Origin of the sequence: Nostoc sp. EspVER01, from assembly GCF_034530635.1 — a bacterium.
Classification (GTDB): Bacteria; Cyanobacteriota; Cyanobacteriia; order Cyanobacteriales; family Nostocaceae; genus Nostoc.
This window is the reverse complement of sequence record NZ_JAVRCS010000069.1, coordinates 1-13,352: the sequence shown is the minus strand read 5'-3', so window position 1 is coordinate 13,352 and position 13,352 is coordinate 1. Positions and strand designations below refer to the sequence as shown.

Sequence of the window (13,352 nt, the reverse complement as noted above, 5' to 3'; positions counted from 1 at the left end):
ACTCGGAATTTATTCCGAGGCGGGATGGGAACGCAGTGCGAGATTTATTAATAAAAATATGGCTGCGACAAGACTTGTGTGTACACGGTAGCCACGCTTGCGGGGAGGGAATTAAGGGGTGGGGTGTAATGACTGTGGTTAGCATAACTAATTATGCGAACATGATATAAATCATCACAAAGACGCGATAAATCGCCGTCTCTACAAAAGACTGATTATTGTAAAGACGGCGATTCATCGCATCTCTTGCTTAACTCCTAACTCACCACTCTCATGGTCTGAGTTGGTATCCATACAGTAAAAATTGAGCCAATACTTACAGTTGATTCTACTTCAATTCGACCGCGATGAAGTTCTACAAGTTGTTTAGTTAAGGCTAGTCCAAGTCCAGTGCCTTCGTAGCGGCGACGATAGGGTGTATCGAGTTGCTGAAATTTCTCAAACAGTAATGGCAATTGTTCTTCAGGAATACCGATTCCGGTGTCTTCTACTTGAAAAATAGCAGTATCATCTTCTACCCAAAGACGTAAGGTAACGCTGCCACTTTCAGGGGTGAATTTAATCGCATTAGTTAACAGATTCAAAAGAATTTGTTCTACTCGTTTTGCATCGGCGGTAAAGCGATCGCGTCTGGGATCGATTTGCAAATCAAGTATAAGATTAATTTGTTCGCTTGCTGCTTTTTTTCGCAGTGACTCCATAGCACTTTCGGCAACATTCACCAAAGAAAATTCCGAAATATTTAAAGCTGTCTTACCAGCCTCGATTTGTGATAAATCGAGGATGTCGTTAATCATTTCTAATAAATGTTCTCCACTATCGTGGATGGTTTGCAGATAACCGCGTTGTCGTTGACTCAATTCACCCAAAGGCCAGCGTAATAACGTCGAAGACATCCCAATCACATAAGTTAAAGGCGTGAGCAATTCATGACTGATAGTAGCGAGAAACTCACTTCTGATCCGGCTAGCAGCTTCGGCGGCGAGGAGAGCATCACGCAGAGCCATTGTGCGCTCAATAACTCGTTGTTCGAGATTTTGTTTTTCTTGGGTGAGGGTTTGCATTAACTCAGCTTGGTGAATTGCGATCGCTAATTGTTCTGCGATCGCAACCAGCAAGTTTTTTTCGCTATCATTCCACTGGTGGGGTTCATCGCACTGATGAGCAATCAGCAATCCCCACAGTTTGTCTTCAAACATAATCGGTGCAGCGAACTTAGCCCTAACTTGGCATTCCCTTAAAAAATTTAACAAACACTCTTCCAGAGCATAAGTTTTTTCGACATCATCCACAGCTAAGGTAAAACCTTGCTGATACTTCTCCCAACACTGAGAGGTTCGGATAAAGCAATTTTTCTCCGTGTAATTCAACACGGATGTAATAGTATTTGTAGCACGGGCTTCATAGACAATATAACCTCCATATTTTTGATAATCTTCTAGAAGAGGTTGATTATTGACTGATATAAAAGGTGAGTCTTTATTATTGTTATCGTGTATATAAAAATCGATTTCAGAAGTTTCCCTAACTGATAGTTCTATGCCTATTGCCAGTGCCGTTTCATTGAGGGGAATACTATCAGATTGGTATTGTTGAGTACTAACTTGGGAACCTTCAAATTTATAAATTACTAATCTGTCTAATTCCAGAAACTCACGCACCTGTGTAATTGCCGTTGCCATAATGACAGGCAAATCCAGGCTTTTGCGGATCTGCGTTGTTACCTGATTTAACAACCGCTCTTGAGAAATCTGTTTTTTTAAAGCATCTTCCACTGGCTGACAGATATAAACTGCTGGCCCAACTGGGCTGGGAGATGCTATTATTTCTTGGTTTGGCTGAGTTAGGAGATATTCTAATAACAACAGCGTAAATTGACTTTGGAGCGTAGCATCATTAGGTCTAATAATTTGCTGATAGCGTTCGAGATTTTGGTGAGTATAAGAATCGCACTCAAACAAGTCTCTCAATTCGTAGACAAAAGAAGCGATCGCCTCCAAATTAAACGTCAACTGAGTATTGATTTCTGAGTAAGTTTCTTCTCCCTCTGTTTCCCTGTTTCCTTGCTCAAAGGTTCCTACCAAAAGGACACTAAACTGCTCGGAAATCACTAGCGTAAACCTTTGTCTTTGCCACTCTACAGGTATGCAAATCCGCACCAACACAGCTTCTGTCAGTATCAAAACGGCACTTCCCACCGTTTGAGCCATCTGTTCTAACAACTCCCCAAGCTGATTAAATACAACAATAGGCAAGGTTCGAGAAAAGCTCAAATCAGGAGAACTAAGCATTTTCAATCATTTTGGTAAGAGAGGGCGCAATCCAGGGAAAAAAGTTTGTTTTGATTATGTACTAACCAATAACTTAAAACGGTAACACAGGATTATGCATCGTATAAGTAGCACATCGGGTGGATGGAATCAGTCAGAGGGTTTAATTTTTTTAGAACAAACTCCCGCGCCTTTCGTGTTGATTACCGCTGCTGATACTGACATTCAAACCTTGGCAGCTGCGGTGACAAAGTTACCCCCAAGCTTTCCGGCATTAAGAGTCGCCAATCTATTACAGTTACAGCAACAATTAAGCATAGATACTTATGGAGAGCAAGTTTTGGAACTTGCCCAAGTAATTATTTTGCGCCTATTAGGAGGACGTTCTTACTGGGGTTATGGCTTAGAAGTAGTGCAAGAAATTGTGGAACGTAATGGTAGAACCCTCATTGTAATGCCAGGGGATGACGCTTTTGATCCCGATTTAATTTCCCAGTCTACCGTGCCCTTGGGTATTGTTAACCAGGTATGGCAGTATTTTAGCGAAGGCGGTGTGGAAAATTTCGTTAATGCTCTGCAATTTATCTCCGATAGTTGCTTGTTAACTGCATATAATCCTGCACCACCTCAGCCGATTCCGCGCGTGGGATTGTATGAATGGGGAGCAGGGGGGCAGGGGAGCAGGGGAGCAGGGGAGGCAGGGGAGGCAGGGAAGCAGAGGAGCAGGGGAGAGTTAGAACTGGATGAATCCACCTCAGAACTCCGTTCATCCACCTTTGAACCTCAAATTTCCCAATCCCCAATCCCCAAAATCGGCATCCTTTTCTACCGCGCTCATTATTTAGCGGGGAATACTAAAGTAATTGATGCTTTATGCGAAGCTTTGGTACAGAAAAATTTACAACCAGTGCCAGTGTTTGTTTCTTCATTGCGTGAACCAGATGTGCAAGTTGAGTTGAGTGAATTTTTCCAACCTAAAGAAGCTGAATCAATCGCTGTACTGCTGAATACCACCAGTTTTTCTCTAGCACGCTTGGAAAGCGAAACGCCTCAAACCGAACTGTGGCAAAAATTAGATGTGCCTGTGTTGCAGGTAATCCTCAGTGGCGGATCAATTGAGCAGTGGGAGTCACAATTTCAAGGGCTTTCTCCCCGCGATATTGGGATGAATGTAGCGCTACCAGAAGTAGATGGGCGGATTATTACTCGTGCTGTGTCTTTTAAAGCACTGCAAACTCGTAATCCCCATTTAGAGACAGATGTGGTAATTTATGAACCAGTGAGCGATCGCATTGAGTTCGTTGCTAAACTAGCAGCAAATTGGGCGCGTCTACGTTCCAAACCACCCCAAGAACGGCGAATTGCCTTAATTCTGGCAAACTACCCCAACCGCAATGGCCGCCTCGCCAATGGTGTGGGACTCGACACCCCAGCTAGTTGTGTAGAAATCCTGCAAGCTTTACATCAGGCTGGCTATGAAGTAGAAAATCCACCTGCTCAAGGAGACGAGTTGATTCAACGGCTGACAGATGGTGTAACCAACGATCCAGAAGGTAGAGAATCGCTTCCGGTACACCAAAGTGTTTCTTGGGAAGAATACCAAGAATATTTCGCTTCATTACCGCCAGCAGTTCAGCAAGGTATCAGTGAACGGTGGGGTAATTTAGAGCAGGGAAACAATCAAGAATTATTCCCCCCTGCCCCTCGGTCCCTGAGCGCAGCCGAAGTGTGCCCCCCTGCTTCTTTCCCCGTTCCCGGAATTCAACTCGGCAACATCTTCGTGGGAATTCAGCCAGCAAGGGGTTATGATAATGACCCCAGTTTGAATTATCATGCGCCGGATTTAGAACCAACTCATGCTTATTTAGCTTTCTACTATTGGGTTAGAGAAACTTTTGGTGCTGATGCTGTAGTTCATGTAGGGAAACACGGAAATCTAGAATGGCTACCGGGTAAAAGTGTGGCTTTATCGAGTAATTGTTATCCAGAAGTAGCTTTCGGCGCACTTCCCCACCTGTACCCGTTCATTGTCAACGATCCTGGTGAAGGTTCCCAAGCCAAACGTCGCGCTCAAGCGGTGATTATAGATCACCTCACGCCGCCGATGACTCGCGCGGAACTCTACGGTTCTTTGCAACAGTTAGAAAATTTAATTGATGAGTATTACGAAGCAGACAGTTTAGATCCTTCGCGTTTGCCGGTAATTCGCGATCGCATCCACGAACTGGTAATCAAAGAAAATCTCCATCTAGATTTAGGAATCCAAAATGAAACAGAAATTTTTAAGTCTGAATCTCTGTTTTTGAATTCCATCGGTGGCTATCTGTGTGAATTGAAAGAAGCCCAAATCCGCGACGGGTTACACATTTTCGGGCAATGTCCCCAAGGAAGGCAGTTGCGAGATTTAATAGTAGCGATCGCTCGCATCCCCAATCGCCATTCTCCAGGTATTACCCGTGCGATCGCTCAAGATTGGGGTCTAGACTTCGATCCCCTCACAGCCGATTTGTCAATGCCTAGCGGTGAATACTCAATAATCAATGGCACACAATGCCGTACCCTCGGCGATATCGTCGAAGTCCTAGAAGAACACGCCGCCCTTTTAGTAGAACAACTAATAAATCAGGACTCAGAATCCAGAATTCAGAATTCAGAATTCTTAACTCCTAACTCCTCACTCCTAACTCCTAACTCCCCACTCAGCACCACCCTTAACTGGATAAGCGATCGCCTCCTCCCAGCCTTACAAAAAACCCCCGAAGAAATCACCCATTTATTACACGGACTAGATGGCGGATATGTCGCCAGCGCTCCATCTGGCGCACCCACACGCGGCCGCCCAGAAGTTCTACCAACAGGGAAAAACTTTTATTCTGTCGATATTCGCGCCATTCCCACAGAGACAGCTTGGGATATCGGCAGAAAAGCTGCTGAAACCCTCGTAGAATATTACACACAAGAACATGGCGAGTATCCCAAAACATTAGGCTTATCAATGTGGGGAACAGCCACTATGAGGACAGGCGGTGATGACATTGCCGAAGCCTTAGCTTTACTCGGAGTTCAACCAGTATGGGATGGTGCAGCGCGGCGAGTAGTAGATTTTGAAATTTTGCCCCTAGCGATTTTGGGGCGTCCTCGTGTAGATGTCACCTTGCGAATTTCGGGATTCTTCCGCGATGCTTTTCCCAACTTAATTGATTTATTCGATCAAGCGGTATCAGCAGTAGCAGACTTAGATGAACCGCCAGAACAAAATCCTCTAGCGGATGCAGTTCGCCAAGAGACTGAATTGTGGACAAGCCAAGGATTAACTTTAGAAGAAGCCGTGGTGCGATCGCGCTATCGCATTTTTGGTTCTCGCCCAGGTGCTTACGGCGCAGGACTCCAAGGTTTAATCGAATCGCAAAACTGGACAGATGACGAAGATTTAGCCCGCGCCTACATTAACTGGAGTTCTTACGCTTATTCTTCGGGAAACTTGGCAGGGGAGCAGGGGAGCAGCACTTCTCTACGAGAGGCTGCACTTCGACTACGCTCTGTTACCACGCCAACGACTACGCCCTTCGGCTACGCTCAGGACAAGCTCAGTGACCGAGGAGCAGAGGGGCAGGGGAGCAGAGGAGCAGAAATTCTTCCTAATTCCCAATCCCCAATCCCTACTCCTAACTCCTCACTTCTTCTAACTCCTAATTCCCCATTCCCCTCTCCCGAAGCCTTCGAGCAACGCTTGTCGCAAATGCAAATTGTCCTGCACAATCAAGACAACCGCGAACACGATCTACTCGATTCTGATGATTATTACCAATTTCAGGGTGGCTTAACAGCAGCGGTGCGTTCTCTACAGGGAAAAAATCCTCAAACTTATTTTGGAGATAATTCTATACCCGCCCAACCACGCGTCCGTCAACTGAAAGAAGAAATTGCACGAGTGTATCGTTCTCGCGTAGTTAATCCCAAATGGATTGCAGGAGTAATGCGCCACGGATACAAGGGAGCTTTTGAAATGGCGGCGACGGTAGATTATCTATTCGCCTACGATGCAACCGCAAAATGCGCTGAAGATTACATGTATCAAGGCATAGTAGATGCTTATCTACTCGATCCAGTTGTTGTAGAATTTATTCAGCAAAAGAACCCTTACGCACTGCGTGATATTGCTGAAAAATTATTAGAAGCACATAAGCGCAATTTGTGGGAGGATGTAAACATAGGAACATTAGAAGCTTTGAGGAACCTAGTACATCAAGCTGAAGCAGTTATCGAAGAAAAATCAATGGTGTAGGAAACAAATATGGAAAATCTTGCGTATTTGCACCTAGCTTTCGCCTACGAAGACAGCACACCCAGTGAATTGGTCTCCCTCAGTTCTTTGTTTAAGGACGCAGCTGCACCAGACTGGAAAAGGCTTTCGGGTAGGGCTTGGAAGTATATGTTGCCCCTTGCTCTGTCTTTATCTATTCTTGGCGCTGTTAGCAGCGTCATGGCACTAGAAAAAGGCGATCGAGGCCCTTCTGTCAGAAATCTACAACAAAATTTGAAAACAGCAGGTTTTTACCAATCTTCTGTTACCCAAGTATATGACGCACCCACACAAGAAGCTGTACGGCGCTTCCAAAAGGCTGCTGGTTTACCAGTGGACGGCATTGTGGGAGCAAGCACCCTGCAAAAATTAGAAAGTTGGCAAGCGAAAAAACCTACAACTAGGGCTACACAAGCTCAAAGAACCGCTGCTGTAGGCGCACAAGCGAAAAAGTCCAGCACTGATAGTTCAGCCACCAGCAAACGCCGCAATCCTAACTACCTTGCTAAAGGGGATGAAGGTGAAGATGTCAGAGCTTTGCAAGAACGGTTAAGAGTTGCAGGCTTTTATTACGGAAACGCCACAGGCATATTTGGCCCAATTACCGAAGAAGCTGTCAAACGGTTCCAAGATTCTTACAAATTAAGCGTTGATGGAGTTGTTGGCCCAGCAACATTAGGTAAATTGCCGGGAGTAGGCATCGGTGATGGAGAAGAGGCTCCTCAAAAGGTAGTCAATCGAGACAAACTTCGTGTAGGCGATCGCGGTGAGCCAGTTAGAATTGTTCAAGAACAATTGATCCAGGCAGGATATTTAGAGGGAGAGCCAAATGGCTACTATGGCCCTTATACTGCTGATGCTGTGAAGAGATTTCAGGCAGCTAATTTCTTAGCAGCAAGTGGTGTTGCTGGCCCAACTACGCGAGCTAAGTTATACAGCTCAGTTAATACTGCTAGTAAAAGCGAATTTAATACCTTAGAAATTCAAACTCGACTACGAGAGCGAGGTTTTTATAAAGGCAAGCTCAATGGTGTGATGGCAGATGACACCAAAAAAGCGATTAAACAAGCCCAAGAATTCTACGGCATTAGCCTCAAGGATCTTAAGAGCGGACGCTTTTAACATCCGCTTTGGTGTCGTTATTATCAGTTCCCAACTGGTTGCTTGCCTCCAGTAACAGCAAATTACGAACTGCTCAGATTCCATTTATTTGGTTAATTTGAGTAGTTTCGTCTTATTTATCCACCCAAGTGCTAAAGCGGCATCAGCGCTCGTTGGCACTTGGGACACACTGCATGGATGGTCATTTGACAATCTAAGAGGTGAAAACCTTCTTTTTGAGCGGTTTTTGACCCAATTTTTAAAATTGAATCATTTTTAAACTCGATAGTTGAGTTGCATCTAACACAAATTAAGTGATGGTGGTGATGAGGATAGGGCTGGTTGATCTCGTAATGCTTATGTCCCTCCCCCAATTCTAGTTCCCGTAAAATTCCCATCCTTGCCATCAACTTCAAAGTCCGATAAATAGTTGACAGACTGATCCCTTCACCATCAGTTTCGAGCCGATGATAAAGATCCTCCGCACTCAGATGTTCACCTTGCGGAAGTTCTTGAAAAATGTGTAAAATTGTTTCGCGCTGGGGAGTTAAACGCCAGCCTCGTTCGTTCAGTTCTGCCTTGAGTGAAGTAGTTGTGTAGACAGTCATACTAATAGTTCTCAACAAAGCTTGTTAGTTGAGAATATAACAAATCTTGGGAGCAATTTGCAACAATCATTGCCTATTGAGAATTCTTACTAAATATTTAAGAACAATTCATCAAATCTTGAGCAAAATTCAAGTAGTAAGCTGTAGTGCATTTAATTTGCATACAGCTAATAGTTAGGATACTTGTAACGATTGCATCCCTTGACGTTGAATTTTGCATAAGTTAAATTTGAATTCTAAGTTGCTCCCCACCTTCAAGATATCTGAGCAAAGATTGGGGACAACTTTTATACGGTTTAATGCTAATTATTTGCTGTAAGCCTATAAAAGGCTTTTAACTTAGGGATCAAATCAGCCCTTTGTCCCTAGTCATTTGTCAAGTGTAGTTTTCTAATGACAAATGACTAATACTTCGGCTCCGCTCAGTACAAGTGACAAATCACTAACTTAAAGACTCCAAATAGTCGCGGATGAGGTTGCGGCGCTTGGGTTGACGTAGCTTTTGCAAAGCCTTGGATTCAATTTGGCGGACTCGTTCGCGCGACAAGTCAAGAGCGCGGCCAATTTCTGCTAAAGAATAAGGATGACCATCTGCCAAACCAAACCGCATCAGAATTACATCGCGCTCCCGGCTAGTTAAATCTGATAGAAGATGATGCAAATCTCTTTGTAAAGATTCTCGCATTAACATCTCTTCTGGAGTTACACTGTCAGTCTCGAGTAATTCGCCTAACTCAGTGTCTTTATCTTTTCCTACTTTGGTTTCCAAAGAAACAGAGCGAGGAACCCGCAACAAAACTTCTCGGACTTGGGTTGGTGTCATCTCTAACTCAGTTGCTAAATCTTCTAGAGTTGGGGTGCGACCTTTTTCTTGAGCAATTTTGCGTTGAGCCTTTTTAATTTTGTTTAACTTTTCGGTGATGTGAACCGGTAGGCGAATCGTGCGACTAGAAGTAGCGATCGCCCGTGTAATACCCTGACGAATCCACCAGTAAGCATAAGTACTGAAGCGATAACCCTTAGTTGGGTCAAATTTTTCTACAGCCCGCTCCAAACCTAATGTACCTTCTTGGACTAAATCCAACAATTCTAAACCACGATTTTGATACTTCTTAGCAACAGACACAACTAAGCGAAGATTCGCCTTAATCATGTGTTCTTTTGCTTGGAGTCCTTGGGACTGAACTTGCTCCAACTCTTCTACAGTCAACTTGGCGATTTCTGCCCAGCGACGTTTACCATTTGCCAAAGTTGGCCTAAGATCGGATAAAACTATATCAGCAGTAGCAGCCCATCTTTCCAAAGACGGTCGATGTCCTAGTTCCGAAGTAAGACGTTCTTGAACTTCAACTAACCGAAGATAAGGCGTAATCACTTCATCCCCTTCCTTGGCGGCCTTAGCAAGTACTATCCGCATCCGCAAGTAGCGTTGGACTTTTTGAGCTTCTGAAACCTCTTCATCGCGCCCCAACAAACGAACCCGACCAATTTCTTGAAGATATAGACGTACTAGGTCTGTACTACGACGGTTGGTGCTAGCAGCAGCAAAGTTAGCATTGTCAACAGAAGCCAGTTCTAGCTCCTGTAGGTCATCTACCGATAACTCACTGTCATCAACCGTGAGATCCGAGTCCAAAGCCTGGCTAGACTTTTTGGTGTTGTAGGGGGCGTCTGCATAAAAAGATGTTGCTGGCATAAAGATCGTCTCAATGGCTCCAGGTAACAATAGATTTCGGTCAGCTTAGATTACGGTCAGCTATTCAACTGTTGCTATTGTTCCCGCGATTAACGATGAACTAACATGGTTGAACGTTCCATTACAATTTTTTTAGAAATTAACTGTAAGGGTTTTATTGGATACAGGATTACTGAACTTAATCGGCTGCTAAACTTTTGATTAAACCAATAGCTATTTAAATCCACAGCTAGGTTTGCAATATTTCAACTACTTAGTTAATATTTCAACCTTGATGGTTTTGTGATAGTAACTTTTGTAACACAGTATAAACATCCTTCAGTGAATGTCATCTTTATAATTGGCATAGTCACATTTACATGGGTGCAAAAGTAATATCCTGACGATTTAGCAATTTTTTCTCAGGATTATTCAGGTATAAGTAGAACTAATCGATATCGGGGAAGTGATTAGCATTAACGGCAAAAATTCTCTCGACACGGAGATAAAAGACGTGGGGAAATTATCAAATACTCTCTCCGTGTCCCCGCGTCCTCTTGTATATCAGCCTTAACCTGCCCATTTCAACTTAATGGACTACTCACTAGTGGTCTGTCCCATTGATTTTGATCTGTGAGGGTGGTTAGATCCCCGACTTCTTCAAGAAGTCGGGGATCTCGCAGCCATCAGAATTAATGCAATGAAGCACTAGTAGTCCATCAAGCTAAGGAAAGCCTGTTAATTAGTAAGCACTTCAGTGCTTAATATAACGACTAAAGTCCTTACTACGAACTTATTTAGGCAGCAAGTTGATTTGACAGACTACTAACTAGTAGTTGTACTCTGGCTTGATATCTCGCAACATCAGTTCATCAAGTGCTTGTCCGGGTGTGATTTCGCCTTGAAGTAACCGATAAACTTGCTCGGTAATTGGGACTGCAATGTTTTCTTGCTTAGCTCGTTGCATCAAAACTCGGCAAGTGTTTACTCCTTCAGCAGTTCCTTGTAAATTTGCGAGAATTTCTGTAAGTGACTTACCGCCAGCTAACTGATAGCCGACTTGGTAATTGCGACTTAAGGGACTGTTGCACGTTGCTAACAAATCTCCTAGACCCGATAAACCATAAAATGTTTCCGTCTTAGCGCCCCAATTGTTGCCGATGCGAACCATTTCGGTAAGTCCACGGGTGACTAAAGCAGCTTTGGCATTGGTTCCCAGTTGTAAACCATCGCACACACCAGCTGCGATCGCAATCACATTTTTCAGTGTTCCCCCCAGTTCCACGCCCAAGGGGTCGGGATTGGTATATACCCGGAAACGATGAGAAGAAAATACTAACTGCACTACTTCCGCAGCCGTGGGGATGTTACTGGCTACCACCGTGGCTGCTGGTAATTCCATTTGAATTTCTTTTGATAAATTAGGCCCAGACAAAACAACCACTGGATGGTTAGGGAATATTGTTTGCCAAATTTGTGAAGGCGTGCAGGTGGTTTGGGGGTCTAAGCCTTTCGTCGCCGTCACAAAAATTGTCTCTGGAGAAAGGGGGAAAGACTGGACTTGGGAAGCAACATCTCTCACACCAATCATCGAGATAGCAGACAGGATGATTTGGGCATCTTTTAAAACTGCTTCCAGAGTTTGGGAACCTTGACGCGACCACACACGCACCTGATGACCATTCGCAGCAGCGAGATTTGCTAGAGATGCACCCCAAGCACCCGCACCCAGAATTGCAACGGAAAGTTTTGTGTTGGAGTACATCTGCTCACTCATAATTCCTATTCCTAACTCCTAACTTTTGAGCGTGGATAACGTTTCATCAATTCTCTAACTTGTTCTGCATGATATGAACTTCTTGTCAATGGTGAAGAAACAACTTGTAAAAATCCGATTTCTTCACCGAATGCTTTCCAGTCAGCAAATTGTTCTGGATTGACAAATTCGTTTACCTGCAAGTGTTTTTGACTGGGTTGGAGATATTGCCCAATGGTCAAAATGTCGCAATCCACAGTTCGCAAGTCTTGCATGACTTGGCGAATTTCGGCATCAGTTTCACCGAGTCCAACCATGATGCCAGATTTAGTGTATGTACTAGGAGAAAGTTGACGAGTGCGTTGCAATAATTCTAATGTGCGATCGTAGTTTCCTTGGGGACGCACCCGACGATATAGGCGTGGAACAGTTTCGGTATTGTGGTTTAATACCTCTGGCGCAGCCTGTAGAATTAACTCTAGAGCATTCCAATTACCGCATAAGTCAGGAATTAGTACCTCAATTGTGGTGTTGGGTGAAACAGAGTTAACTGCATCAATACAGGCTATAAACTGAGATGCACCACCATCAAGCAAGTCATCTCGGTTTACAGAAGTGATGACTACATGATTAAGGTTCAGGCGGCGAACAGCTTGGGCCAGTCGTGTAGGTTCTGTAGGGTCTAGTGGTTTGGGTTTTTTCTCAAAATCAATATCACAGTAAGGACAAGCGCGTGTACAAGCCGGGCCCATAATCAAAAACGTAGCAGTCCCAGCGTTGAAGCATTCACCAATGTTCGGACAGGACGCTTCCTCGCAAACTGTATTGAGGGCTAAATCCCGCAAAATTTCTTTAACGTTACCGATGCGCTCACGCCCAGGTGCTTTCACCCGCAACCAGTCTGGTTTTACAGTCACAATCCGCTTTTACCACTAGAGTTATACAAATTTAATCCTAGCAAGCAAAGTCTTTAGTGAAGCGATCGCATATAGATGTAATTCTGCTATTTAGTACAGGTTGTGATATTCTTAATCTACGATGCCATCTTTATGGCGGGATGTGGCGCAGCTTGGTAGCGCACTTCGTTCGGGACGAAGGGGCCGCTGGTTCGAATCCAGTCATCCCGATTTATTATTGTCGAATAACACTTTATTTGTCGTCGTTAACACATTAGTGTCGTTATTAATGATTTAAATATCGTCTTCACAAATTAATGTCGCTGATTTACCTCAGACATTCGTTAACAAATTAATGTCGATGACTTTGTAAAGGTAAAAAGCAGTGAGGGCATTCACCTTGCGCCCAATCTGCGGGAATTGGGAAAGGTGTCTCACAATTCGTACAATTTGGTTAACAGACGTAATTGGTGGCAATCGCAGTTCATTTTGTCTTTAAACTGCTACTCAATGCGGTGGCAAGGTGACTCTTGGTAACAAGCACTATTCTTGTTCTCTTTTCTACCAAAGGCTGCGCGAATAGAGGGTTAATCCCATTCAGCAATAGTAGACATAAATCAGACACCAATTCTAAAGAGGCATATAACCAGATATGTAAAGATAACTTTGGTCTATTCCTGCCTCGTTGTTTGCTTTTAAATAAGCAAACCTGATAACTAGTATCAGGTTTACTGTAGTAATAG

General features: G+C 43.9%; 7 protein-coding genes and 1 tRNA gene. 3 read left to right on the top strand and 5 right to left on the bottom strand.

Going from position 1 to position 13,352, the window contains the following annotated elements; genetic code table 11:
• Positions 1–257 precede the first annotated feature (257 nt).
• The gene (locus RMX69_RS28910; protein WP_289799198.1) at positions 258–2,291 is read right to left on the bottom strand and encodes a GAF domain-containing sensor histidine kinase; all 2,034 of its coding nucleotides are present in this window, start codon (positions 2,289–2,291) and stop codon (positions 258–260) included.
• A 94-nt stretch (positions 2,292–2,385) separates the two neighbouring features.
• Here RMX69_RS28910 and cobN point away from each other — a divergent pair, with 94 nt between their 5' ends.
• Positions 2,386–6,555 (top strand): cobaltochelatase subunit CobN, encoded by a 4,170-nt coding sequence (gene cobN / locus RMX69_RS28905; protein ID WP_322639482.1) that lies wholly within the window; start codon positions 2,386–2,388, stop codon positions 6,553–6,555.
• Positions 6,556–6,564: 9 nt separating this feature from the next.
• On the top strand, positions 6,565–7,695 hold the full coding sequence (locus RMX69_RS28900; protein WP_322639481.1) for a peptidoglycan-binding protein: 1,131 nt from the start codon (positions 6,565–6,567) through the stop codon (positions 7,693–7,695).
• A 131-nt stretch (positions 7,696–7,826) separates the two neighbouring features.
• Here RMX69_RS28900 and RMX69_RS28895 read toward each other — a convergent pair whose 3' ends face one another.
• The 4 genes from RMX69_RS28895 to lipA form a co-directional block, all read right to left on the bottom strand.
• On the bottom strand, positions 7,827–8,282 hold the full coding sequence (locus RMX69_RS28895) for a Fur family transcriptional regulator (protein ID WP_012407750.1): 456 nt from the start codon (positions 8,280–8,282) through the stop codon (positions 7,827–7,829).
• 442 nt (positions 8,283–8,724) lie between these two features.
• Positions 8,725–9,978 (bottom strand): RNA polymerase sigma factor SigC, encoded by a 1,254-nt coding sequence (gene sigC / locus RMX69_RS28890; RefSeq protein WP_289799195.1) that lies wholly within the window; start codon positions 9,976–9,978, stop codon positions 8,725–8,727.
• 808 nt (positions 9,979–10,786) lie between these two features.
• On the bottom strand, positions 10,787–11,722 hold the full coding sequence (locus RMX69_RS28885; protein ID WP_322639483.1) for an NAD(P)H-dependent glycerol-3-phosphate dehydrogenase: 936 nt from the start codon (positions 11,720–11,722) through the stop codon (positions 10,787–10,789).
• A gap of 23 nt (positions 11,723–11,745) precedes the next feature.
• Complete coding sequence (gene lipA, locus RMX69_RS28880; RefSeq protein ID WP_289799194.1) at positions 11,746–12,630, bottom strand: lipoyl synthase; 885 nt, start codon at positions 12,628–12,630, stop codon at positions 11,746–11,748.
• 136 nt (positions 12,631–12,766) lie between these two features.
• On the opposite strand from lipA, the gene RMX69_RS28875 reads away from it, so the two are divergent.
• Positions 12,767–12,840 (top strand) — tRNA-Pro (locus RMX69_RS28875).
• Positions 12,841–13,352: the final 512 nt, after the last annotated feature.